21 protein-coding genes and 3 tRNA genes are annotated in these 23,755 nt (G+C 45.4%); 19 read left to right on the plus strand and 5 right to left on the minus strand.

The window, feature by feature from the left end; genetic code table 11:
* Positions 1–2: 2 nt before the first annotated feature.
* From ABHC48_RS13965 to ABHC48_RS13975, 3 genes are all read left to right on the plus strand, one after another.
* Positions 3–75 (plus strand) — tRNA-Gly (locus tag ABHC48_RS13965).
* A gap of 40 nt (positions 76–115) precedes the next feature.
* Positions 116–186: transfer RNA gene (locus tag ABHC48_RS13970), tRNA-Gly, on the plus strand.
* A gap of 3 nt (positions 187–189) precedes the next feature.
* Positions 190–262: transfer RNA gene (locus ABHC48_RS13975), tRNA-Gly, on the plus strand.
* Positions 263–302: 40 nt separating this feature from the next.
* Here ABHC48_RS13975 and ABHC48_RS13980 read toward each other — a convergent pair.
* From ABHC48_RS13980 to ABHC48_RS13990, 3 genes are all read right to left on the minus strand, one after another.
* Complete coding sequence (locus ABHC48_RS13980) at positions 303–521, minus strand: DUF378 domain-containing protein (protein WP_148462795.1); 219 nt, start codon at positions 519–521, stop codon at positions 303–305.
* Positions 522–745: 224 nt separating this feature from the next.
* Positions 746–1,855: a DUF5067 domain-containing protein gene (locus tag ABHC48_RS13985; RefSeq protein WP_243284548.1), complete on the minus strand. Its 1,110-nt coding sequence runs from the start codon at positions 1,853–1,855 to the stop codon at positions 746–748.
* 37 nt (positions 1,856–1,892) lie between these two features.
* The gene (locus ABHC48_RS13990; RefSeq protein WP_319017302.1) at positions 1,893–2,006 is read right to left on the minus strand and encodes a DUF6783 domain-containing protein; all 114 of its coding nucleotides are present in this window, start codon (positions 2,004–2,006) and stop codon (positions 1,893–1,895) included.
* Between the two features lie 394 nt (positions 2,007–2,400).
* On the opposite strand from ABHC48_RS13990, the gene ABHC48_RS13995 reads away from it, so the two are divergent.
* The 11 genes from ABHC48_RS13995 (at position 2,401) to ABHC48_RS14045 (ending at position 15,695) form a co-directional block, all read left to right on the plus strand.
* Positions 2,401–3,330, plus strand: coding sequence for an alpha/beta hydrolase (locus ABHC48_RS13995; protein WP_118579222.1), 930 nt, complete (start codon positions 2,401–2,403; stop codon positions 3,328–3,330).
* 76 nt (positions 3,331–3,406) lie between these two features.
* Positions 3,407–3,556, plus strand: coding sequence for a hypothetical protein (locus tag ABHC48_RS14000; RefSeq protein ID WP_173716424.1), 150 nt, complete (start codon positions 3,407–3,409; stop codon positions 3,554–3,556).
* Between the two features lie 380 nt (positions 3,557–3,936).
* Positions 3,937–4,881, plus strand: coding sequence for an ABC transporter permease (locus ABHC48_RS14005; protein ID WP_118579219.1), 945 nt, complete (start codon positions 3,937–3,939; stop codon positions 4,879–4,881).
* Positions 4,882–4,883: 2 nt separating this feature from the next.
* Positions 4,884–6,242 carry an ABC transporter permease gene (locus ABHC48_RS14010; protein ID WP_118579270.1) on the plus strand — a complete coding sequence of 453 codons (1,359 nt, stop codon included), beginning with the start codon at positions 4,884–4,886 and terminating at the stop codon, positions 6,240–6,242.
* A gap of 15 nt (positions 6,243–6,257) precedes the next feature.
* Complete coding sequence (locus ABHC48_RS14015) at positions 6,258–7,265, plus strand: ABC transporter ATP-binding protein (RefSeq protein WP_118579216.1); 1,008 nt, start codon at positions 6,258–6,260, stop codon at positions 7,263–7,265.
* Positions 7,266–8,276 carry an oligopeptide/dipeptide ABC transporter ATP-binding protein gene (locus ABHC48_RS14020; RefSeq protein ID WP_118579213.1) on the plus strand — a complete coding sequence of 337 codons (1,011 nt, stop codon included), beginning with the start codon at positions 7,266–7,268 and terminating at the stop codon, positions 8,274–8,276.
* Positions 8,277–8,379: 103 nt separating this feature from the next.
* Positions 8,380–10,035 carry a peptide ABC transporter substrate-binding protein gene (locus ABHC48_RS14025; protein WP_118579210.1) on the plus strand — a complete coding sequence of 552 codons (1,656 nt, stop codon included), beginning with the start codon at positions 8,380–8,382 and terminating at the stop codon, positions 10,033–10,035.
* A gap of 213 nt (positions 10,036–10,248) precedes the next feature.
* A complete protein-coding gene (malQ, locus tag ABHC48_RS14030) occupies positions 10,249–11,772 on the plus strand; it encodes a 4-alpha-glucanotransferase (RefSeq protein ID WP_195699935.1) in 1,524 nt (507 codons plus the stop codon).
* A 1-nt stretch (position 11,773) separates the two neighbouring features.
* Positions 11,774–13,507 (plus strand): ABC transporter ATP-binding protein, encoded by a 1,734-nt coding sequence (locus ABHC48_RS14035; RefSeq protein WP_195699920.1) that lies wholly within the window; start codon positions 11,774–11,776, stop codon positions 13,505–13,507.
* The gene (locus ABHC48_RS14040) at positions 13,507–15,249 is read left to right on the plus strand and encodes an ABC transporter ATP-binding protein (protein WP_187566229.1); all 1,743 of its coding nucleotides are present in this window, start codon (positions 13,507–13,509) and stop codon (positions 15,247–15,249) included. Before ABHC48_RS14035 ends, ABHC48_RS14040 begins: the two co-directional genes overlap by 1 nt.
* 11 nt (positions 15,250–15,260) lie before the next feature.
* Positions 15,261–15,695 (plus strand): hypothetical protein, encoded by a 435-nt coding sequence (locus tag ABHC48_RS14045; protein WP_195699919.1) that lies wholly within the window; start codon positions 15,261–15,263, stop codon positions 15,693–15,695.
* Positions 15,696–15,934: 239 nt separating this feature from the next.
* On the opposite strand, the gene ABHC48_RS14050 is transcribed toward ABHC48_RS14045, so the two are convergent.
* A complete protein-coding gene (locus ABHC48_RS14050; RefSeq protein WP_118579198.1) occupies positions 15,935–16,450 on the minus strand; it encodes a VanZ family protein in 516 nt (171 codons plus the stop codon).
* Between the two features lie 251 nt (positions 16,451–16,701).
* Between ABHC48_RS14050 and thyA the strand changes: the two genes are divergently transcribed.
* The gene (gene thyA, locus ABHC48_RS14055) at positions 16,702–17,550 is read left to right on the plus strand and encodes a thymidylate synthase (protein WP_118579195.1); all 849 of its coding nucleotides are present in this window, start codon (positions 16,702–16,704) and stop codon (positions 17,548–17,550) included.
* Positions 17,551–17,617: 67 nt separating this feature from the next.
* Positions 17,618–18,109, plus strand: coding sequence for a dihydrofolate reductase (locus ABHC48_RS14060; protein ID WP_148462787.1), 492 nt, complete (start codon positions 17,618–17,620; stop codon positions 18,107–18,109).
* A 329-nt stretch (positions 18,110–18,438) separates the two neighbouring features.
* On the opposite strand, the gene ABHC48_RS14065 is transcribed toward ABHC48_RS14060, so the two are convergent.
* A complete protein-coding gene (locus tag ABHC48_RS14065) occupies positions 18,439–19,464 on the minus strand; it encodes a branched-chain amino acid aminotransferase (protein ID WP_195699918.1) in 1,026 nt (341 codons plus the stop codon).
* Between the two features lie 243 nt (positions 19,465–19,707).
* Here ABHC48_RS14065 and ABHC48_RS14070 point away from each other — a divergent pair, with 243 nt between their 5' ends.
* The 3 genes from ABHC48_RS14070 (at position 19,708) to ispG (ending at position 23,743) form a co-directional block, all read left to right on the plus strand.
* Entirely contained in the window at positions 19,708–21,207 is a 1,500-nt protein-coding gene (locus ABHC48_RS14070; RefSeq protein WP_195699917.1) for a 5-bromo-4-chloroindolyl phosphate hydrolysis family protein, read from the plus strand.
* A gap of 98 nt (positions 21,208–21,305) precedes the next feature.
* Complete coding sequence (locus tag ABHC48_RS14075; protein WP_173773358.1) at positions 21,306–22,457, plus strand: toxic anion resistance protein; 1,152 nt, start codon at positions 21,306–21,308, stop codon at positions 22,455–22,457.
* 215 nt (positions 22,458–22,672) lie between these two features.
* Positions 22,673–23,743, plus strand: a complete 1,071-nt coding sequence (gene ispG / locus ABHC48_RS14080; RefSeq protein ID WP_118579186.1) for a flavodoxin-dependent (E)-4-hydroxy-3-methylbut-2-enyl-diphosphate synthase — start codon at positions 22,673–22,675, stop codon at positions 23,741–23,743.
* The last annotated feature ends 12 nt before the right edge of the window (positions 23,744–23,755 follow it).

A 23,755-nucleotide genomic window follows, 5' to 3' on the forward strand; every position in this document is an offset into this window, starting at 1 on the left:
ATGCGATAGTGGCGTAGTTGGTAACGCGCGACCTTGCCAAGGTCGAGACCGCGGGTTCGAGCCCCGTCTATCGCTCTTCTGACAAATGTCAGGTAAACACATCTGAATATGATGTGCGGGTGTAGTTCAATGGTAGAACACCAGCCTTCCAAGCTGGATACGTGGGTTCGATTCCCATCACCCGCTTGTGCGATAGTGGCGTAGTTGGTAACGCGCGACCTTGCCAAGGTCGAGACCGCGGGTTCGAGCCCCGTCTATCGCTCTTTAAAAGCCAGGAATTAAGTTTCCTGGCTTTTTTTAACTTATGACGCATTATTTTCATTGGAGCAGAGCGTTCCATAGAAACTGAGCAGATACAGACCCGAAAGTCCGACCAGTGCGTAGATGATTCTGGAAATCCAGCTCATACTGCCAAAGATGAGAGCTACCAGGTTAAAGTTGAAGAACCCGATCAGTCCCCAGTTGACAGCGCCGATTATTGTAAGAGTCAGACAGAAACAATTTAAAAATTTATTTTCCATAAGTCACCATCCTTTCGTAACTATAGTGTTTCTTTTTATCGTGGAAATTATACGAAAAAGCCTGTATAAAATGTGGTAAAAGATGGAATTTTAGCAGCAAAAAACAGGGGGACTGTCTGAAACTGCAAAGAGAGACATAAAAATACGCGAAAGCCTTAAACGGAACTTTCGCGTATAAAAGATTTCATTGTGCTTCCCATATGGTGATGTGCTGGTTGCTTCTTTTACTGGAGATTTAATGTCTGTGCTGCTGTAATTCCAGTATCCAGACCAAATGCGTCTGAAGCATGCAAGGTAACCGGGCTCATATCATTAAGGGAAAAAGCCTGACATACATTTACCGTTTCTCCAGGCTGGATTTCTTTCATAAATGCATCAACAGCCTCATCACTGTTTGCCGGAATAGCTGCTTCAAGAGCCGCATCATTCTGATAAGCGGTAAGATTTACATCTACCATAGCACTGGAAGAACTTTCTCCGTTATTTGTGTAGTCGTAGTAGACGAGAAGACAGGGCTCACCGCCAAAGTCTGTGGAAACTACATTTCTGGTATAGTGGATAGAGAAACGCTGGTTGGAAAGATCAATGGTTCCAGCGGATGTGGCCGGCGTCTGGTCTGCAGAATCAGCTGGACCATCGGTTCCCTCCGCTGTGGAATCGGAAGCCGCCAGTGTCTGGCTGATCTCATCCTCTACACTTTTGAAATTGGCGGACATGATCTTTACTGTTTCATCATCAAGAGCTGTAACCTTCCATTGGCCGTTTACTTTGATCATAGGATAAACAATGTCTGTTTCACTGAATTTGTCTTCCAGGCTGGAGGCTTTTTCTATTAAAATAGCAGCAAGCTTGTCCTGGGTTTCCTGTTCTGTAAGACTTTCTCCGGAAAAGGCGCTGGAAACGATCTGACGAAGGAATTCGGTTACAGTTTCACGGTAGATGTCAGATCCGTCTACATAGCGGATCCGCGCAGTGACTTCTGCAGTGCCGTCTTGAAAACTGAAACGTGTCTTTGTGATCTTCCAGGTCATTTTGGCGTTGATGGATTTGAAGAAGCTTTCGTAGGTGGCGTTTCGCACATCTGCATTGTCAAGAGCGGAAAGATCGGCGCTCTGGAGCATACTTTCCATTGTGTCGAAATCAAGGCTCTGGATGCCGGTAAGATATTTATCCAATTCTTTGGCTGGCTGGCTGCGTTCGTAGAAATAGTAGCCAATGGCTGCGCCGGCGACAAGGATAAGAATAAGCAGAAGCAGAATGCGTCCGGCCTTTCCTTTTCTTTTTTTCTTCGGAACAGGGTGTTCATCTGGCATATTTAGTTGTTTTTCTTCCATGTTTCCTCCTTGTTAGGTTTAGAGCCTGTTTGAAAGATCATTCCCGCAATCTGCACGCCCCACTTGCGGTATATTTCGCCCGAATTCGGCCTACGTAGCCCACTACAGCGTCCTCATCCGGACAAAATCTTCCACAAATCGTGACGTACATCTTGCAGAAAGCCTTTTTCAAACATGCTCTGGTGATGTCTATGATATTATAATTTCATAAATTGACCGTCTGTAAAAATTTCACATATAAATCTGTGTGACATCTTTTTTATTATAGTATACTCTTGGAAGAGTGTCAAAGTATTTACAGAGTGTTACTGCTCACTTCGTTCACAGTAACGTGCTTCGCGATGCACAGAAAAACGAACCTTCTTGTGACAAGCACAAGAAGTAGTGTTTGCTGCGCAAACTTAATTCTCGGGTTTTCTGTGAACTTTGTTCACAAAAAACACCTCGCGGAACGTTACTAGTCAGGTCGCGAACAGTAACCAGTAACTTTACGGATACCGGGTATTTATGTTAAGATAATAAAAAAGAAGAAAGGCGGAAAAACTATGGGTGCAAAGTATGAAGCTTATATAGAATCAGAGGCGGATGGACTTGATATTTCCGTTCTGGCAGTGGTTCCGGATGAGACACCGTACAAAGGAATCCTGCAGCTTGTTCATGGGATGAGCGAATACAAGGAGCGCTATCTTCCCTTTATGGAATACATGGCTAAAAAAGGCTATGTATGCGTGATCCACGATCACCGTGGCCATGGGAAAAGTGTGCGGGCGCTGGATGACCTGGGATATATGTATGGCGGCGGCGCGGATGCGATCCTCAAGGACATTGAGGTGGTGAACCGGGAAATGCACCAGCAGCTTCCGGATCTGCCATTGATCTTATTCGGGCATAGTATGGGTTCGCTGGCCGTGCGCGCTTTTGCAAGAGATCATGATGACTGCATGGACATGCTGATCGTTTGTGGTTCTCCAAGCAAGAATGGGGCAAGATCTCTTGGAGAAGCAATTGCCCATATGGAAAGTGCTGTGTTTGGACCAGCTCACAAGAGTAAAGTTATCGAAACCCTTTCCTTTGCCGGAAATGTGATGCGCTTCCGCAAGGACAAAAACTGTACTTCCTGGATCTGTGCCAATAAGGCAGCAGCTCAGGAATACTCCGATTCTGAACTTTGTGGCTTTACGTTTACAGATGATGGCTATCTGGCACTTTTTGAGCTGATGAAGCGTGCTTACGATGTAAAGCACTGGCACTGCACCAGACCGAAAATGCCCGTGCTTTTTGTCAGTGGTTCTGATGATCCCTGTATGATCAACGTGCGTCATTTTGCAAAAGCAGTGCAGGATATGCGGCGCGCCGGTTATGTAGACGTGAAAGGCAAGCTGTATCCGGGAATGCGCCACGAAATTCTGAATGAGACAGACCGGAAGCGGGTTTATCATGACATTGCCTTCTATATAAAGAAAAAGGGTTTTTGAGAAAACACGTCCATTATGCATAATATGCTCTATTTTGCACATACTCACAGAAATACAGTGTGAAATGGAGAACTATATGAGAAAAAAAGGCTGGATTCTGCTGCTGGTTCTTCTGGGTGTGGCTTTTCTTATGAGCTGCGGCAAAGATACGGAGCCGGATGAAGCAAAAGGGGAACTGGTAAGAATTGAGAGAGAAGGATGCCAAGCTGGTATCCTTCTTTTTTGAATTGGAAAATAGATTGGTCCTGTACAGATTACAGGAATGATTTTTAAAACAGGCTCAAAAGTTTTTTTTAAACATGCTGTAGAGTTATGATAAACAATCTGCGCTTGTGAAACAAACAAATGTCTTTGTATAAAATACACAAAAAATATACCATAATAGCACTGAAAAATAGTACAAGCTTAAAAAATTGCACCGTCACCGTTCTAAAGTTTAAAATGTTACTTGAATAAAGCGAATTGAAATGCTATAATTTTTTTCATATATTATAAAAATGAACTCTGGTCAGAAATCAGTCTGATATGGGTGTGGCGTTTTTGACGGCATCGCTCATAAAGGAAACCGAAATAAATGTTTTCGACCGGAAAAAATAAGGAGGAAAAATGGGAAAGTATTTTGCAAAAAGACTTGGAATGGCGATTCTGACTATCTTTCTGGTAGCCTGTCTTACCTTCCTGCTGATGAATGCTGTACCTGGAAGCCCATGGCTCAGTGAAAAAACACCTTCTGAGACCACACTGGCTGCGCTGAATGCCAAATATGGACTGGATAAGCCGGTCTATGTACAGTTGTTTATGTATCTGAAAAATATTCTTCACGGTGACTTCGGTGTATCACTTAAGATGCAGAAGAACCGTGCAGTTCTTGACATTATCGTGGATATGTTCCCGGTATCTGCCAAGGTAGGTGCACTTGCACTTGCATGGGCGATTCTGGTGGGTGTACCTCTTGGCTGTCTTGCCGCATTTAAGAGAGGCAAGCTGACAGACAGCATTCTTCGTGTGATCTGTACACTTGGAATCTCCATGCCAAGCTTCGTTGTGGCATCTGTTCTTCTGGTAACCCTGACTGGAAACAATGCACTGAATCTGTTTCCGTCTATTTTTGATCCGTCGCAGGGATGGCGCGCCTATGTACTGCCATGCTTTGCCCTGGGCTTTTACCCAATGTGCTATACAGCACGTCAGACACGTTCTGCCATGCTGGATTCCTTAAGCCAGGAGTACATTAAGACAGCCCGCGCCAAAGGTCTGAAGAACAAAAAGATTATTTTCAAGCATGCTCTTAGAAATGCACTGATTCCGGTTATTACATACTTAGGACCGCAGGTGGCCTTTACTCTTTGTGGTGGTTTTGTTGTAGAGAGCGTATTCTCAATTCCAGGACTTGGACGTTACTTCGTACAGTCCATCCAGAACCGTGATTATCCGGTTATTATGGGAACTACCATTTTCCTGGCAGCATTTATTATTCTGATGAACCTGGTTGTAGACCTCCTTTATAAGGTTGCTGACCCGAGAATCAGCCTTGCGAAAGGAGGAGAATGATCGTGGCAGAAGATAAGAAGATTAAGAAATGTCCGGTGAGTCTTCAGCCGGATATTGAGAACCTCCTTCAGGATTTAAGTCCGGATGATTTTGCATCTGCGTCCAGACAGGAGAAGGATGATTTTATTCAGGACCGCCAGAGTGTTTCCTACTGGAAAGATGCCTGGAGAAGATTAAAGAAAAATGTGGTGGCTATGGTTGCACTTGGTGTGATCGTATTCCTGTTTTTATTTGCCTTTGTGGGCCCGCTTCTGATCCCATATGGTTATGACGAGTTTAACAAAGGTGCTGAGAACCTTTATCCCTATCACTACACACTGGAGGACACCCAGCGTGTGAACGACGAGATCGCTTCCAGAACCCAGTCCGATGTAGTGGATGTAGATGAAATGATCGCCCAGGCGAAAGCAGAAGCTGAGAAAAAGGGCGAGAAATTTACAAAGAAAGATGAAGCAGTTATCCGTGCAAAAGCAAAAGTCGCTGCAAAACCTTCAGAAGATTCTTCTGAGGAGCAGAGCGTAGATGAGGATTCCATCCGCAAGGAGCTTGGAATCAAGAAGCATATTTTCGGTTATTCCCAGGCAGAGCTTGAGCGCAAGGCAAATGGGGAAAAAGTATTCCCTCATGTATTTGGTACTGACATGTATGGCCGTGATATTCTGGTCCGTGTTATGTATGGTGCCCGTGTTTCCATGTCTGTCGGCGTATTCGCAGCTATCCTGGTACTGGTGATCGGCGCCCTTTATGGTGCTATTTCCGGTTACTGTGGCGGCAAGGTGGACGCAGTGATGCAGCGTATTGTTGAACTTATTTATGCAGTTCCGGAGATGCTGGTTGTCCTTTTGATCGCAACTGCACTGAAACCAATCCTTACTGACTATGTGAATTCATCAGGAACCAGTCCTATGAAATCCTTTGTCAATGTACTTGGACCGAACCTGATCTCCATGTTTATTGCATTTGGTCTGTTATACTGGGTTACCATGAGTCGTATTATCCGTGGCCAGGTACTTCAGCTGAAACAGCAGGAATATGTAACCGCAGCAAGAGCTCTTGGTGCATCTGGCGGCAGAATCATCCGCCGTCATCTGCTTCCAAACTGTATCGGACAGATCGTTGTTACTACCTGCCTGCAGATACCGTCTGCAATTTTCCTGGAATCCTTCTTATCCTACCTTGGAGTTGGTGTTTCTGCACCTCTTCCAAGCCTTGGATCCATGGCAACAGACGCACTTAGCGGTATGTACACTTATACTTACAGACTGATCGTACCTTCCGTGATCCTGAGCATTATGATCCTTGCATTCAACCTGTTTGGCGATGGACTTCGCGATGCTCTTGATCCGAAGCTGAAGAAATAAGAGAGGAGGAGAACAATGTCTGAACAGAAAAATAAATTGCTGGAAGTAAAAGACCTGAAAGTCTCCTTCTTTACCCCGGCCGGCGAGGTAAAAGCCGTTGGCGGTATCTCCTATGACCTTGATTATGGCGAAGTTATGGGAGTTGTTGGAGAATCTGGTTCTGGAAAGAGCCAGGAGGCATATTCTATTATGGGGCTTCTTCAGTCCCCAGGTAAAGTTATCGGAGGCTCCATTACCTTCGAGGGAAAAGATGTCCTTTCTTTTTCCAAGGAAGAGATGACTGCGTTCCGCGGAAACAAAGTAGCTATGATTTTCCAGAATCCCATGACCTGTCTGAATCCGGTTTACACCATCGGAAATCAGCTTGTGGAAGCTCTTCGTGCCCATGATAAGAAAATCAGCAAAGAAGAAGCCCAGAAACGTGCCATGGAAATGATGGAACTGGTTGGAATCAATAATGTGGAGAAGCGTATGAAGCAGTATCCACACGAGTTTTCCGGCGGTATGCGACAGCGTGTCATGATCGCTATGGGACTGATCTGCCATCCGCAGCTTCTGATCGCAGATGAGCCGACCACAGCCCTTGATGTTACCATTCAGGCACAGATCCTTGACTTGATGAAGGATCTTCAGAAAAAGACCGGAATGGGAATCATTTTCATCACACACAACCTTGGTGTTGTGGCAGATATCTGTGACAAGGTATCCGTTATGTATGCAGGTAAAATTGTGGAGCAGGGACCTGTAGATGACATTTTCTACGAGCCTGCACATCCATATACAAAGGGTCTTCTTCGTTCCATGCCCCGTGTTGATGCCGAGAGCTATGAAAGACTGATCCCAATCGAGGGAACCCCGGTTGATATGCTGAATCCGCCGGAAGGATGTCCGTTTGCTCCACGTTGTGAGCATTGCATGAAGATCTGTCTGAAGAAAATGCCTCCTTACGTGGAAGTGGGCGAGAAACATCGTTCCGCCTGCTGGCTTCGGGTTCAGGAGCTTATGAACAAGGAGGAGAAATAAATGGCAGAAGAAAAGAAGCTTCTTGAAATTGAGAATTTACGAAAATATTTTCCGGTAAATGGCATAAAAGGTCCGGGGGTACAGGCTGTACAGGATGTTTCCCTTTATATCAAAAAAGGTGAAACACTCGGTCTTGTAGGAGAGTCCGGATGTGGAAAGACCACACTGGGAAGAACGATTCTTCGCCTTTATGAGCCAACCGGAGGAAAGATTATTTATGATGGCGAAACCATTTACGACAATCCTCTGGATAAAGACGGCAAACCTCTTGGAAAAGCCAAAGCTGCCAAAATGCTTCCCTACAGAAGAAAAATGCAGATCATTTTCCAGGATCCGTCCGCTTCCCTGGATCCTCGAATGACAGTTGGTGAGATCATTGGAGAGGCCATTGATATCCACAAGCTTGCAGCGAGTAAGAAAGACCGCGCTGACATGATCAAAGAGCTGCTGGCGCAGGTTGGATTAAATACAGAGCATGCAAACCGTTATCCACATGAGTTTTCCGGCGGTCAGCAGCAGCGTGTTGGTATTGCCCGCGCCCTTGCAGTAAAACCGGAGTTCATCGTCTGTGACGAGCCGATTTCCGCATTGGATGTTTCTATCCAGTCACAGGTGGTAAACATGCTGGAGGACATGCAGGAGCAGATGGGTCTGACTTATCTGTTCATTGCCCATGATCTTTCCGTTGTCCGTCATATTTCCAACAGAATCGGTGTTATGTATCTTGGCTCTCTTGTTGAGTTGGGCGAGAGCTATGAGCTGAACAGACATCCGATCCATCCATATACACAGACCCTGCTTTCCGCAGTTCCGGTTCCGGATCCAAAGCTGAGCCGGACAAGAAAGCGTATTATTCTGGAAGGAGACGTGCCAAGTCCTATGAATCCGCCAAGCGGATGCCGTTTCCACACCAGATGTCCATATGCCACTGAAAAGTGCAGCCAGGTAACTCCTGTGTTCAGAGAGCATGAGCCGGGCCACTGGGCAGCCTGCCATTTGCTGGACAAATAAAGGAAGTTTAGGTATTTCGTTCTTCTTCACGGAAGAGCTGATGAATACAAGCGTCGATTCTCATCTCTCATGCGGCGCAAAAAAGCATAAAGGAGGAAATGTAATGAGAAGAAAATTTATGTCTATGGCACTGACTGCAGCTATGGTATTAAGCATGGCAGCAACTCCTGTATTCGCCGAGGATACAGCATCTGACGAAGGATTCAACCTGAACCTTTGTATCGCATCTGAACCACAGACAATTGACCCTGCACTGAACTCTGCAGTTGATGGAGCTATCATGTGCAACCATATGTTCGAAGGTCTGGCTAAATGGGTAAATGATGGTGAAGGAAATGCTGTCACAGCTCCTGGACAGGCTGAGTCCTGGGAAAAGGCCGAGAACGAAGATGGTACAGTTACTTACACTGTTAAACTTCGTGACGGAATCAAATGGTCTGATGGACAGGCTGTAACAGCTGGTGACTTCGTTTATGCATGGCAGCGTCTAGCAAATCCTGAGACAGCAGCAGATTACTGCTACATGATCGACATGGTAAAAGGATATGACGCAGTTGCTGACGGAAGTGCGGATCCAAGCACTCTTGGAATTACAGCAGTTGATGATCAGACTCTTCAGATCGATCTTACCTATGACTGCCCGTATTTCGAAGAAATCATGGCATTCCCGGCAACCTTCCCGGTTCGTCAGGATATGGTAGAGAGCAGTGACAACTGGACATTTGATCCAAGCACATACATTGGCAATGGACCATACAAAATGACAGAGTGGTCTCACAATGCTTACATCTCCATGGAGAAAAACGAGAACTACTATGACTATGAGAATCTTGGACCGGATACTATCAAGTTTACACTTCTTGATGACAACAACGCAATGCTCAAAGGTTACAACAACGGAGAGCTTGATTTCATCGAGAACCTTCCTGTAGACGAGATCCCGACCTACCTTGCTTCTGGCGAGCTTGAGATTGGTGACTATCTTGGAACCTACTATGTATGCTTCAACACAGAGGACGAAGTTTTCTCTGACCCTAACATCCGTAAAGCGTTCTCACTTGTAATCGACCGTAACTACATCGTAGAGAACGTTTCTCAGGCTGGTGAGGTTCCGGCTGACGGATATGTACCGAACGGTGTAAATGATGCAGCTGGTGCTGGTAGTGATGACTTCCGTACAGTAGGCGGTTCTTACTACAGCATTTCCGATGAGGATTATGAGGCTAACTGCGAAGAGGCCCGTCAGCTTCTTGCAGACGCTGGTTATCCGAACGGCGAAGGCTTCCCGACTGTAGAGTATCTGTACAACACAGCTGATAACCACAAGAAGATCGGTGAGGCTCTTCAGAACATGTGGCAGACAGAGCTTGGTGTAACTGTTAACTTGAACAACCAGGATTGGAACGTATTCCTTCAGAACAGAAAAGATGGTAACTTCCAGATCGCCCGTAACGGCTGGATCGCAGACTACAACGATCCTTGCTCATTCCTGGATATGTGGTACACAGACGGCGGTAACAACGACGCTCAGTACTCTAACCCAGACTATGATGCAGCTATCGATGCAGCAAAAGCTACTTCTGATCCGGAAGAGCGTATGAAAGCATTCCACGAAGCTGAGGATATCCTCATTGGACAGGACAGCGTACTTGCTCCGATCTACTTCTATACACAGCCATATATGCTCAATCCAGACATTGACGGCATGTACTACACACCACTTGGATACTTCTTCTTCGGTTATACAAGTAAGAAATAATCAAGTCAAAAGAATATAAGTCTTTTGGTATTACTTAAATGTGATGCAGAAGAAAATGACAGGCATTCGGAATTTTTCCGGGTGCCTGTTTTTTTGAGCAGCAACGAAAGCAGGATAAAATTTGCGAAGCTGTTTTATTCTGTTGACCGATTATGCATGATAGCGGTATAATAAGCAGATAATGGTTATTGAACCAGACAGGAGGAACATATGATGAGAGCCAGCGGTATTTTATTGCCTATATCCAGTATCCCTTCCAACTATGGAATCGGATGTTTTTCTAAAGAAGCTTACGCTTTTGTAGATCAGCTTGCAGAAGCGGGTCAGAAATACTGGCAGATCCTGCCACTTGGACCTACCGGATACGGGGATTCCCCTTACCAGTCTTTTTCCACATTTGCAGGAAATCCTTATTTCATTGATTTGGAGGAATTGATCCAGAGAGACCTTCTCACAGCAGCAGAATGTGCAGAATGTGACTGGGGCGGCAGCAAAAGCTATGTGGACTATGAGAAGGTTTATCTTTCCAGATTTTCCCTTCTTCGGAAGGCTTACAGACGTTTTTACCAGATGGATGGGAAAGAAAAGGAGCTTCAGCTGATCCGTGAGGAGATGGAAGCCTTTGAGAAAGAGCAGGGCTTCTGGCTTGCAGATTATTGTCTTTATATGGCAGTAAAGGACAGCCTGGAGGGAATTTCCTGGAATCAGTGGCCGGAGGACTTAAAGACACGTAAGCCGGAGGCGCTTGCTAAGGCAAGAGAGGAGCTGAAGGAGGATATCAGCTTCTATGCCTTTCAGCAGTTCTGGTTCTACCGCCAGTGGGGCCGGCTGAAGAAATATGCAAATGACAGAGGTATTAAGATCATCGGTGATCTTCCTATTTATGTGGCTTTTGATGGCGCAGATGCATGGGCGAACCCGGATCTGTTCCAGTTTGATGAGGAGGCTACACCGGCAGCAGTGGCAGGATGTCCTCCAGACGCTTTTTCCGCAACTGGTCAGCTGTGGGGAAATCCACTTTATAATTGGGAATATCATAAGAAAACAGGTTATAACTGGTGGATCCTTCGTATGACTCACTGTATGAAGCTGTACGACAAGGTCCGGATCGATCATTTCCGCGGTTTTGACGAGTACTGGTCAGTTCCCTATGGAGATGAGACCGCTGAGAATGGAAAGTGGGAAAAAGGTCCTGGAATAGAACTGTTCAAGGTCCTGGAGGAGAAAATTAAGGATCTGGATGTGATCGCAGAGGATCTGGGATTCCTTACAGACAGCGTCAGGGAGCTTCTGGCAGAATCCGGATATCCGGGTATGAAGGTGCTTCAGTTTGCCTTTGATGAAAGCGGCGAGAGCGTATATCTTCCTTTCCGATATGACAAAAACTGCATTGTATACACTGGAACCCACGACAATGAGACTACGAAGGGCTGGCTTGGGAACCTTACCCAGTCAAACAGAGCCTATGTGAACCAGTACACAGCCTGTGAGGAGAAAGACACAGATGAATGTGTATGGGGGCTTATCCGGGCGGCACAGTCCTCAGTAGCAGAAGTGTGCGTAGTACCTTTGCAGGATTATCTCTGTCTTGGAAATGAAGCGAGAATGAATACGCCTTCTACTTTGGGAGACAACTGGAAATGGCGTCTTACAAGAGGTCAGCTTACGGATGAGATCATTCACAGAATTAACGCCATGACCAGATTATACGGACGAATCCAGGAGAATAAGAAGTAAGATGAAGAGACTGATCAGATTTTTGAAGGGCTATGAGAAAGAAAGTTTTCTGGCTCCTTTGTTCAAAATGCTGGAGGCCACCTTTGAGCTGATCGTGCCTCTGGTTGTTGCCAGAATCATGGATATCGGCATTAAGAATCAGGACAATGTCTATATCTGGCACCAGTGTGTGATCATGGTACTGCTTGGAGTGATCGGCCTTGCATGTTCTCTGACTGCACAGTATTTTTCTGCAAAGGCAGCCATGGGATTCAGCACTGCCCTTCGCAAGGAGCTTTTTTCCCATATCAGCAGACTTTCTTACAGAGAACTGGATATGCTTGGAACTCCTACCCTTGTGACAAGGATCACCAATGATGTGAATCAGGCACAGACTGGTGTGAACATGGTGCTGCGTCTGTTCCTTCGTTCCCCTTTTATTGTTGTGGGTGCAGTGATCATGTCCTTTACCATTGATGTGAAGATTGGCCTGATCTTCCTGATTGCGGTTCCGGTGATCTCCATTGTAATTTACGGAATTATGCGCACAACAGTGCCAATTTACAAAAAGGCTCAGTCATTCCTGGACAGGATTTCCCTGATCACCAGAGAGAATCATGTGGGTGCCAGAGTAGTAAGGGCTTTTGGAAGACAGCAGGAAGAATATAAAGAATTTTCAGAAGTAAACGACGATTACACTAAGGTGCAGGTAAGAGCGGGAAAAATTTCCGCACTTCTGAATCCTGCCACTACGGTTATCATGAACTTTGCCATTATCGGAATCCTCTGGTATGGAAGCAAGGAAGTGTCTGTGGGTATTCTTACACAGGGGGAAGTGGTTGCCCTTGTAAACTATATGAACCAGATCCTGATCGCACTGATCGCTCTTGCAAACCTGATCGTGGCAGTGACAAAGGCTATGGCTTCCGGTGTGCGTCTGAATGAGGTGCTGGATACACAGCCGTCTCTCACGGATCAGGGCAATAGTGTTCAGAAAGAAAATGCAGGCGCTGCAAGAGTTGTCTTTGAAGATGTGAGCTTTACCTATGCAGGCAGCAAGGAGCCGGCGCTTTCCCATATTTCCTTTACGGCAAAACCAGGTGAGACCATCGGTATCATTGGTGGTACCGGATGTGGTAAATCCACTCTGGTCAATCTGATCCCACGCTTCTATGACGTAACTTCCGGTAATGTGGTAATTGATGGAAATAATGTAAAAGAATATCCATTTTCACAGCTTCGTAAAAAGGTGGGGATGGTACCACAACAGGCAGTTCTGTTTAAGGGAACCATCCGTGACAATATGAAATGGGGCAAAGAGGACGCTTCCGAAGAAGAAATCCAACGGGCTCTTTCCATTGCGCAGGCAAGTGGTTTTGTAAAAAGTAAGCCGGAGGGCTTAAATACCATGGTAAGTCAGGGCGGCGCCAATCTTTCCGGCGGACAGCGCCAGCGTCTTACCATAGCAAGAGCACTGGTGGGAGATCCGGAGATCCTGATCATGGATGACAGTGCTTCTGCCCTTGACTTTGCCACAGATGCGGCTCTTCGTCATGCCATTCATGAGCAGACAAAGGGAATGACTGTGTTTATCGTTTCCCAGAGAGCAACCTCCATCAAGCAGGCAGATAAGATCCTGGTTCTGGATGATGGTGAGCTGGCTGGTGTGGGAACACACAAAGAGCTTATGGAATCCTGTGAGGTCTACAGAGAAATCTGCCTGTCACAGCTTTCCGAACAGGAGGTGAACCGCTGATGGGAAGGAATAAAGAGACTATGAAGAGGGTACTGAAATTTATCAGTCCTTACAAAGCAAAAATTATCATTATGCTTCTGACAGCGCTTGTCACCGTTGGATTTACCCTGTATACACCCATTCTGATTGGTAATGGTGTAGATAATATCGTAGGTCCGGGAAATGTAAATACAGCCGGACTTTTGAAGGTGCTTGGAGCTCTGGCTGTGATCGTTGTGGGAAATGCAGTTTCCCAGTGGGTGATGAACCTTCTTACCAATCAGGTTACCTACAGCGTGGTGCAGGATGTGCGAAGCCAGGCGTTTGCCCATCTTCAGGAGGTGCCGGTATCTTATATAGATGCCAATCAGCCAGGAGATATTTTAAGCCGTATTGTTTCTGATGTCAGTCAGTTTTCAGATGGTCTCCTTATGGGCTTTACCCAGCTGTTTACCGGTGTGCTGACCATCTTTGGAACCATTGGATTTATGCTTTCCATCAGTGTGAAGATCACAGTGATCGTTATTTTGCTCACTCCGATTTCCCTGTTCGTGGCAAGCTTTATCGCAGGCAGAACCTTCCGCATGTTTCAGGAGCAGTCCGAGAAGAGAGCGGAGATGACTTCTATTGTGGAAGAGCTTGTTGGAAATCAGAAGATCGTGCAGGCTTTTTCCTATGAGGAGAGAGCTAATGAAAGGTTTGGAAAAGTAAATGAAGAGCTTCGCGTCTGCGGAATCAAAGCGATTTTCTTTTCCTCTATTACAAACCCATCCACACGCTTTGTAAATGGTCTTGTTTACACAGCAGTTGGAATTTTTGGTGCATTTACAGTAATTAAGGGCGGTATGACTGTGGGACAGCTGACCAGCTTCCTGAACTATGCAAATCAGTATACCAAGCCGTTTAATGAGATTTCCGGCGTTATCACAGAGCTGGAGAATGCGCTGGCATGTGCAAAACGTCTCTTTGACTTTATTGATACACCGGCACAGGAGCCAGATGCGCCAGATGCTTGGGAGCTGGAGAAAGCAGACGGCCGTGTAAGCGTGGAGAGTGTTTCCTTTTCTTACAGAAAAGAAGTTCCGCTTCTTACTGATATTTCCATTGACGTAAAACCTGGACAGAGGATCGCCATCGTCGGACCTACCGGATGCGGTAAGACCACTATGATCAACCTTCTTATGAGATTCTATGATGTAGATAAGGGACAGATTAAGGTAAGCGGTTATCCGGTAAGAGAGCTGACAAGAGACAGCCTGAGACGAAACTTTGGTATGGTGCTTCAGGAGACCTGGCTGAAGGCAGGAACCATCCGCGAGAACATTGCCTATGGAAAGCCGGATGCGACTTTGGAAGAGGTTATGGAGGCAGCTAAGCATGCACATGCCCACAGTTTTATCAAGCGTATGCCAAACGGCTATGATACCGTGATTTCAGAGGGAGGCGGAAATATTTCCCAGGGACAGAAGCAGCTTCTTTGCATTGCAAGGGTTATGCTGATGCACCCGGCTATGTTGATCCTGGATGAGGCCACTTCTTCCATTGATACCCGTACTGAGGTGAAGGTGCAGAAGGCTTTTGCAGAGTTGATGGAAGGAAGAACCAGCTTTATTGTAGCACATCGTCTTTCCACTATTCAGGAGGCAGATCTGATCCTGGTCATGAAGGACGGAAATATTATCGAGCAGGGCAGACATGAGGAATTGCTGGCGAAGAAGGGCTTCTATGCGAATCTGTATGAGAGTCAGTTTGCTATTTCATAAGGGGGATGAATATGGAAAATAAGAATCTGGAAGAGACTGATGTAAATGAGAAGCAGAAAGCCAGAAATGGGAAGTCTGCTATGCCTATGAGAACCTGCCTGGTTATGATTCTGGCAGGGGTTTATGTGGCTTATCTGGGTGTTTCACTTTGCCAGAATGTAATAAATGGTGCTGAGGGCAGCAGTCCTGGCTTTATGGTTGCGGGAGTGATTTTTATTGTGCTTGGCGTGGCTTTCGTGATCAATGGAATCCGCGGCAGCATAAAGGCTGGCAAGATTCAGAAGGAGCCGAATGCAGAAAGTGAAGCACAGGCTTCTGAGACAGAAACTTCAAGGACAGTTGAATCTAAAATGGAAAGTACTTCATCCTTGAATAAGAAAATGTCTATTGCTGACCGCGCTAATCTGGTTAGCCAGTTAGGGGATGCGACAGAGGATGAAGAATAGAGAGTATTGTTTTTTGAAAAGAAATTGATATATTAGATAGTGCTAATATATGTATGAAAAATGAGTGGTGTAGTTATTTCGAGAACGATGTACTAGTTTGCAGACCGGGCGGTTACTTTTGCGTTTTATGATTATAACAGCACGAAATTACGAATACAATACTAAATATAAAAAAAATAAACAGACTTCCGAATGAGTGATAATCAATCAGAAGTCTGTTTTTTGTTGAAATACACGCTCTAGCGCCGTTTCCTGCGCCTGCGTTTCCCGCTTGGGTTATGTAGAGTGGACCAGCAGAATGCCTGCACCAACAGGATTCCCGCTGTGACTCCGATGCTGTCGATTCCCACATCACGTACAGAAGGTCCGCGGTCTGCCACAAAGGACTGGTGGTATTCATCAAAGCCTGCGAAGCCTACGCATATGGCGCCTGCCAGCAGGATCAGCCAGATACCTCTTACTCCGTAAACATAAAGTGGGAAAGAAATGGCAATGGCAAGCAGACAGTACTCTGTCATGTGAGCTGCTTTTCGCACATAAAATTCGATGGAGCTGGCAGAATAGGCGAGCTCGTCATAAGTTTTGTTTTCGTTGAGAACTTCATTCTTGGTTTCCACAATCTGGTAGCTGACTTCATAGCTTAGGGCTCCGGACACCTCCCCTGTCTGGGCTGAAAATGAATAAATCAGATACATCATCAGAATTGCAGGAAGAAAAGAAAGAGGTTTCAGTAAATGGATTAAAATTTTCTTCATGGGGTTTACTATAACACGGGAAAATAAGATTGTAAAGAAAAAGGTGATTTGACAAGGCTTTGAAAAAACAATAAAACCAGAGCAAGCAGAAGGGAGACAGGAGGGCAAAGAACTTGTTATTTACAGGAATCTATGCTAAAATTGTTGAAGTATGAAAAGCAGCGAGATACTTGGTGTGGAGAGACTCTGGCAGCCAGGTATCGTGTTGCTATAAAGAACGCATAATGGAGACCAGGAGGAAAAAGACAGGTATGAGTTTAGCTGATCATATTTTTATAGATATGTGTAAAGACGTAATTGAGAACGGAACCAGTACAGAAGGGGAGAAGGTCCGGCCAGTGTGGGAGGATGGCACTTCTGCTTATACGATCAAACGTTTTGGTGTTGTGAACCGTTATGATCTGAGAAAGGAATTTCCAGCGCTGACCCTTCGCAAGACCGCATTAAAGAGCGCTATGGATGAGATCCTCTGGATCTGGCAGAAGAAATCAAACAACATTCATGACCTTCACAGCCATATCTGGGATAGCTGGGCTGACGAGAATGGCTCCATTGGAAAAGCGTATGGTTATCAGCTGGGTGTGAAGCATCAGTACAAAGAAGGCATGATGGATCAGGTAGACCGTGTTCTTTATGATCTGAAGAATAATCCATACAGCCGTCGTATTATGACCAATATTTATGTGCATGAAGATCTTCATGAGATGAATCTTTACCCATGTGCTTACTCTATGACCTTCAATGTAACAAAGGAGCCTGGAAAGGACAAGCTGACTTTAAATGCCATTTTGAACCAGCGCTCCCAGGATATCCTGGCTGCAAATAACTGGAATGTATGCCAGTACTCCCTTCTTCTTATGATGATCGCACAATGCTGTGACATGGAAGCCGGTGAGCTGGTACATGTGATCGCGGATTGTCATATTTATGACAGACATGTTCCGGTTATCAAGGAGCTGATTTCCAGGACACCTTATCCGGCACCGACTGTGAAACTGAATCCGAATGTGAAGAATTTCTATGATTTTACCACGGATGATCTGATCGTGGAGAATTATCAGACCTGGCCTCAGATTAAAAATATTCCGATTGCCATTTAAACATGGAGTAAATGGGAAAGGGTTCCAAAGCCATAGTACTAAGTTCGTATAAAGGAGATTATAAGAAATGAAAATAATAGTAGCTGCTGACAAAAACTGGGGAATTGGAAAAGACAATAAGCTTCTTGTAAGCATTCCGGCGGATATGAAAATGTTTCGTCAGGAGACCACTGGCAAGGTTTGTGTTATGGGAAGAAAGAACCTGGAGAGTTTCCCAGGAGGGCTTCCTCTTAAAAACCGCATAAACATCGTTCTTACCAGAAATGAGAATTACAAGGTGAAAGATGCCATAATCGTTCATTCTATTGAAGAGCTTATGGAAGAATTGAAAAAGTATCCGGCAGAAGATGTATACTGCATCGGCGGCGACACTATCTATAAGCAGCTTCTTCCTTATTGCGATGCTGCTCAAGTGACCAAGATCGATTTCGCCTATATTGCAGACAGTTATTTTCCGAATCTGGATGAAGATCCACAGTGGCATGTGGCAGCAGAGAGCGAAGAGCAGACATATTTTGATCTGGAATATAAGTTTGTGAGATATGAAAGAAATAAATAAGCGGGAAAATATAATGATATGAGTGTCAAAAGGTCTTTTGACACTCATTTGATACCCGGATTGCTACGCAGCTACGCTGCTCCCGCAATCCTCCAAATATTCGAAATCCGCTGATTTACTGCGTAAATCGCTATTTTCTCATATTTGGCGTGTCCCAAGTTCAAAAGCTTTATCGTGCAAGCACGAACAGCTTTTTGATCTTTTGACACTGGTATCATATAATGTGTTTTTCAAAAAAATCAGTTCTGCCATCACGACAGAACTGATTTTTGTTATATGCTGTGCAGAGTGTGTTTGAAAAAAATACGAAAAATGGGAAGCTTAAGAAATTACTCAATAACCTTCAGCCATCCCTCTGGAGCCTGGATGCGTCCCATCTGGATTCCGGTAAGGGTTTCATACAGCTTCTTGGTGATCGGTCCCATCTCGTTCATGCCGCTTGGGAAGCAGATCTCTTTGCCGTGGTCCACGATCTTTCCAACAGGAGAGATAACAGCAGCAGTACCGCAAAGACCGCACTCTGCGAAATCCTTCACTTCGTCGAAGTATACTTCTCTTTCCTCAGCCTCAAGTCCAAGGTACTCTTTCGCAACGTAGATCAGAGAACGACGTGTGATGGATGGAAGGATACTGTCAGACTTCGGAGTAACAACCTTGCCGTCTTTTGTTACGAATAAGAAGTTTGCTCCGCCTGTCTCCTCAACCTTGGTACGAGTTTTGGAATCAAGATACATGTTCTCATCGAATCCGTTCTTATGAGCGTCAACGATCGCATGAAGGCTCATTGCGTAGTTAAGACCAGCTTTGATATGACCGGTACCATTTGGTGCAGCACGGTCAAAGTCGCTGACACGGATTGTGATCGGCTTAGCGCCGCCTTTGAAGTATGGTCCGACAGGTGTGGTGAATACACGGAACTGATACTCGCTGGCAGGTTTTACACCGATAACAGCGTCGCTTCCGAACATGTACGGACGTACATATAAAGTAGCACCAGAACCATATGGCGGAACATATGCTGCATTTGCTTTAATTGTCTGAACAACTGCGTCAACAAAACGGTCTTTCGGGAATACAGGCATTTCCAGTCTTGCGGCGGAATGCTCCATACGCTCACCGTTCAGGTCAGGACGGAAAGTAACGATATGTCCGTCTTCTGTAGTATATGCTTTCATACCCTCAAAAACAGTCTGTGCATACTGAAGGACACCTGCACACTCACTGATGGTAACCATATCATCTGTGGTAAGGCCTCCCTCATCCCACTTGCCGTCTTTATAATTGGATACATAACGGTAGTCTGTTTTTAAATAACCAAAGCCCAGGTTGCCCCAGTCAATGTTCTTTTTTTCCATAACAATTTCCTCCTAGCGTGGTTTTTGGGGGGAGATTCTTATTGTGAATCCCCAATGTTTTTACTATTGTAAAACTTTTACGTGTGAAATTCAATGGGAAAAGCAGATTTTTTAAGTGATTTTCCTGTGAAAAAGGTTACAAAAAGTATAATGTGTTTATATTTTATGGTGTCTTGTTTTTTGAGGGGGATTTTTGTATAATGATAAAACAAGCGTTGTGAAATAAAATATCCGGAGGAAAAGATGGGATATAACGAATTTGATGAACTTGGAGATAAGATCCAGAGCATCATTGACAGTGCAGTAAATGAAAAAAATTACCAGAAACTGAGCCAGAGTATTAATCAGGCGCTGAATAAGGCTATTGATAATGGGAGTGATGCCCTTCGGGATGCGCTTAATAATACTGTGGGCAGTGGGAAATATACCAATTACCGCAGCGGCAGTTCTTATGATTACAGAGAGAATCGGTCCTGGGATTTTCAGAAGGATGGAAAGAAAAACCGGAGTACCGGGGAGGATCATGGAACTGGTTATCAAGGATATGCCGATGCGAAAGGGAATGATTCGCGTAATGGAAATTTCCAGAGAAATGGTACAGGCAGGCAGGATACCAATCACCAGAATTCGGATCTGGCATTGTATTTACCGACGAATGGAATCAAGGTCGGGGGAATTCTGAAGACAGTGTTTGGTGGGATTCTTACTGGAGTATTTGGAATTGCTACAATGGTAGTTGGTGGAATTGGAGCTGGCTTTAGCAGCAGTGTAATGCTTGGAATTTCGGCAGTGCTGGCGGCATTTACGGTCGGCGGAGGTATTCTTCTCGGCCAGGGCTGCAGCAGTCTTACCAGTTTAAGCCGCCGAAACAAGTATATCAAGGCTCTTGGCACTCACACCTACTGCAATTTCCAGCAGCTGGCACAGGCAGTCGGCAAGCCGGTGAAATTTGTAAAAAAAGATATCAAACGTATGATAAGCAAAGGCTGGTTCCTTCAGGGACATGTTGATAAACAGGAAACCTGCCTGATCACAAGCAATGAGACTTACGACCAATATGTAAGCACTCAGAAGCGGCTGGAAGAAAGAGATCATCAGCAGGATGAAGAGCGTGCACGCCAGGAGGCAGCGCTTCGTCAGCAGGCAGAGGAAAAAGAAAGGCAGAAATTTAACCAGCATGAACAGGCAGATGCCCGGGCGTGTGTGGAAGCAGAACGGGATGCTGCGGAAAGAATCAGACTTTCCCCGGAAGTCCGGCAGGTTCTGGATAAGGGAAATGACTTTCTTGATAAAATCCACCGCAGCAATGATGCCATTCCAGGAGAAGAGATTTCCAGAAAAATCTCCCGTATGGAGCTGATCATAGCGAAGATTTTTGAACGCGCCAAGGCTCATCCGGAGATTATTCCGGATTTGAACCGCCTTATGGATTATTATCTTCCTATGACTGTGAAGCTTTTGAATGCATATGAAGAAATGGACAGCCAGCCGGTTCAGGGAGAGAATATTACTTCTTCCAAGAAAGAAATCGAAGAGACTATTGATACGCTGAATGTGGCTTTTGAGAAGCTTCTGGATTCCATATTTGAAGACACGGCTATGGATGTATCCAGTGATATTTCTGTTCTGAATACAGTTTTGGCACAGGAAGGGCTGACTGAGGACGAGCTTACCCGTATGAGAAAAGAGGCTGAAAAAACAGGCTCTAGCAGTGTGCGGAATGTTAAGTATATGAAAAGATAAGATTTGCAGCGGGGTTAGAGCGTGTTATAAAAATAACGAAAATGCCAAACTGAAGGCTGCTGATAAATATGGGCAGACCTATACACAAGGAGGATGCTATGGGAAACGAATTTACAGGTTTTGAAGATAACGCACCTACACTTACATTAGAACCGGATTTGGGAGAGCCAAAGGCAGAGATTGCAGCAGAGCCGGAAGCCGAAGCTGTGAAAAAGGAAATGGAACAGACCGTTCTCTCCCCGGAAGAACAGCAGATGGTAGACAGCTTTGCTAAGAAAATTGACATTGAGAATACTAACCAGATCCTCCAGTACGGTGCCGGAACCCAGAAGAAAATGGCTGATTTTTCCGATGCAGCTCTTGAAAATGTACGGACACAGGATCTGGGTGAGGTTGGAGAGCTGATCACCCAGGTGGTAGGCGAGCTTCGCGATTTTGATGCTGCTGAGGAGGAGAAAGGCTTTCTTGGCTTTTTCAAGAAACAGGGCAGCAAGATTGAAAATATGAAGAACCGCTACGCCAAGGCTGAGGTAAATGTGCAGAAGATCACTACCTCCCTTCAGGATCACCAGATGCGTCTCATGAAGGATTCCGCAGTTCTGGAAAAAATGTATGCTCAGAACCTGAACTATTATAAAGAACTGACCATGTACATCCTTGCAGGAAAACAGAAGCTGCAGGAAGTACGGGAGGGAAAATTAAAAGATCTGGAGGCAAAAGCAGCAGTCAGCGGACTTCCGGAGGATGCGCAGGAAGCCAAGGATCTGGACAGTAAGTGCAATCGTTTCGAGAAGAAGCTGCATGATCTGGAACTGACCAGAACCATTTCCCTGCAGACAGCACCGCAGATTCGTCTGGTGCAGAACAATGACACCCTTATGGTAGAAAAAATCCAGACAACCATTGTAAATACCATTCCACTTTGGAAGAGCCAGATGGTGCTGGCACTTGGAATCGCCCATTCCACAGAAGCAGCCCAGGCCCAGCGCCAGGTAACAGACCTGACAAATGAACTTTTGAAGAAAAATGCGGAGGCACTTCACCTTGCATCCACAGAGACTGCCAGGGAATCTGAGCGCGGAATCGTGGATATTGAGACTCTGAAGCAGACCAATCAGGAGCTGATCGCTACTTTGGATGATGTCATGAATATTCAGAAAGAGGGCCGCGCCAAGAGAGCCCAGGCAGAACTGGAAATGCGCAAGATGGAAGAAGACTTGAAGAATAAATTGTTGGAAATCCAGCATTAAATTGCAAAGAAAACAGGCTCTGGAGCCTGTTTGAAAATACTTGCAGAATGCTGTGAAAATAACTGTACAGCAGGGGTGTCAGAGACATCCCTTTTGTGCCTTTTTGCATAGAAAAGTTTGATAAGCGCCTGCGGTGTAAAAGTGAACCGCAAAGAATGCTATCAGTGAACAGTAATCAAAGAATATCATGTTCATAATATATGGAGGAATTTCGTATGTACAGAGACCATACCAAAGTAATTCAGATAGGAAATAAGAAGATTGGAGGCGGAAATCCCATCCTGATCCAGTCTATGACCAATACAAAAACAGAGGATGTGCAGGCAACCGTAGAGCAGATCCTTGCCCTGGAGGCTGCTGGCTGCGACATTATCCGCTGTGCAGTGCCGACCATGGAAGCGGCAAAGGCTCTGAAAGAGATCAAAAAACAAATTCACATTCCGCTGGTAGCAGATATTCATTTTGATTATCGTCTTGCGATTGCGGCCATGGAGAACGGTGCCGACAAGATCCGTATCAATCCCGGAAATATTGGAAGCACAGAGCGTATCAAGGCAGTTGTAGATGTGGCGAAGGAGCGGAATATTCCCATCCGTGTTGGGGTAAACAGCGGTTCTCTTGAGAAAGAACTGGTGGAGAAATATCACGGTGTTACCGCAGAAGGTCTGGTAGAAAGCGCCCTTGACAAGGTGCACATTATTGAAGAGCTTGGCTACGACAATCTGGTGATCAGCATCAAATCTTCTGATGTTATGATGTGCGCCAGGGCTCACGAACTGATTGCGGAACAGACCAGTTATCCTCTCCATGTGGGAATTACAGAGGCAGGAACCCTTTATTCTGGAAATATCAAATCTGCCATAGGGCTTGGTATTATTTTATACCAGGGAATCGGTGACACGATCCGCGTCTCCCTGACTGGTGCCCCTCTGGAAGAGATAAAATCTGCCAGACGTATCCTAAAAACCCTTGGACTTCGCAAAGGCGGCGTGGAAGTAGTATCCTGTCCAACCTGCGGGCGCACCCAGATCGATCTGATCGGTCTTGCAAATAAAGTAGAAACTATGGTGCAGGATATCCCTCTTGACATTAAAGTAGCTGTTATGGGCTGTGTGGTAAACGGCCCGGGAGAGGCGAAAGAAGCCGATATCGGAATTGCAGGCGGCGTAGGTGTAGGTCTTCTGATCAAAGGCGGTGAGATTGTAAAGAAAGTACCGGAAGACCAGCTACTGGATACTTTGAGAGAAGAATTGATGAACTGGGATAGCAATAAGACACAGAAATGACAGAAGGTGTAT

The sequence above is a fragment of the Ruminococcus sp. 1001136sp1 genome (genome assembly GCF_039841815.1).
In the GTDB taxonomy this organism is placed as follows: Bacteria; Bacillota; Clostridia; order Lachnospirales; family Lachnospiraceae; genus Blautia_A; species Blautia_A faecis.

Bases quoted from the DNA above. Each gene is read 5' to 3' on its own strand.
- ABHC48_RS13980 (WP_148462795.1), bottom strand. From the start codon at position 521: ATGGAAAATAAATTTTTAAATTGTTTCTGTCTGACTCTTACAATAATC.
- ABHC48_RS13985 (WP_243284548.1), bottom strand. From the start codon at position 1,855: ATGGAAGAAAAACAACTAAATATGCCAGATGAACACCCTGTTCCGAAG.
- ABHC48_RS13990 (WP_319017302.1), bottom strand. From the start codon at position 2,006: ATGTACGTCACGATTTGTGGAAGATTTTGTCCGGATGAGGACGCTGTA.
- ABHC48_RS13995 (WP_118579222.1), top strand. From the start codon at position 2,401: ATGGGTGCAAAGTATGAAGCTTATATAGAATCAGAGGCGGATGGACTT.
- ABHC48_RS14000 (WP_173716424.1), top strand. From the start codon at position 3,407: ATGAGAAAAAAAGGCTGGATTCTGCTGCTGGTTCTTCTGGGTGTGGCT.
- ABHC48_RS14005 (WP_118579219.1), top strand. From the start codon at position 3,937: ATGGGAAAGTATTTTGCAAAAAGACTTGGAATGGCGATTCTGACTATC.
- ABHC48_RS14015 (WP_118579216.1), top strand. From the start codon at position 6,258: ATGTCTGAACAGAAAAATAAATTGCTGGAAGTAAAAGACCTGAAAGTC.
- ABHC48_RS14020 (WP_118579213.1), top strand. From the start codon at position 7,266: ATGGCAGAAGAAAAGAAGCTTCTTGAAATTGAGAATTTACGAAAATAT.
- ABHC48_RS14025 (WP_118579210.1), top strand. From the start codon at position 8,380: ATGAGAAGAAAATTTATGTCTATGGCACTGACTGCAGCTATGGTATTA.
- malQ (WP_195699935.1), top strand. From the start codon at position 10,249: ATGAGAGCCAGCGGTATTTTATTGCCTATATCCAGTATCCCTTCCAAC.
- ABHC48_RS14035 (WP_195699920.1), top strand. From the start codon at position 11,774: ATGAAGAGACTGATCAGATTTTTGAAGGGCTATGAGAAAGAAAGTTTT.
- ABHC48_RS14040 (WP_187566229.1), top strand. From the start codon at position 13,507: ATGGGAAGGAATAAAGAGACTATGAAGAGGGTACTGAAATTTATCAGT.
- ABHC48_RS14045 (WP_195699919.1), top strand. From the start codon at position 15,261: ATGGAAAATAAGAATCTGGAAGAGACTGATGTAAATGAGAAGCAGAAA.
- ABHC48_RS14050 (WP_118579198.1), bottom strand. From the start codon at position 16,450: ATGAAGAAAATTTTAATCCATTTACTGAAACCTCTTTCTTTTCTTCCT.
- thyA (WP_118579195.1), top strand. From the start codon at position 16,702: ATGAGTTTAGCTGATCATATTTTTATAGATATGTGTAAAGACGTAATT.
- ABHC48_RS14060 (WP_148462787.1), top strand. From the start codon at position 17,618: ATGAAAATAATAGTAGCTGCTGACAAAAACTGGGGAATTGGAAAAGAC.
- ABHC48_RS14065 (WP_195699918.1), bottom strand. From the start codon at position 19,464: ATGGAAAAAAAGAACATTGACTGGGGCAACCTGGGCTTTGGTTATTTA.
- ABHC48_RS14070 (WP_195699917.1), top strand. From the start codon at position 19,708: ATGGGATATAACGAATTTGATGAACTTGGAGATAAGATCCAGAGCATC.
- ABHC48_RS14075 (WP_173773358.1), top strand. From the start codon at position 21,306: ATGGGAAACGAATTTACAGGTTTTGAAGATAACGCACCTACACTTACA.
- ispG (WP_118579186.1), top strand. From the start codon at position 22,673: ATGTACAGAGACCATACCAAAGTAATTCAGATAGGAAATAAGAAGATT.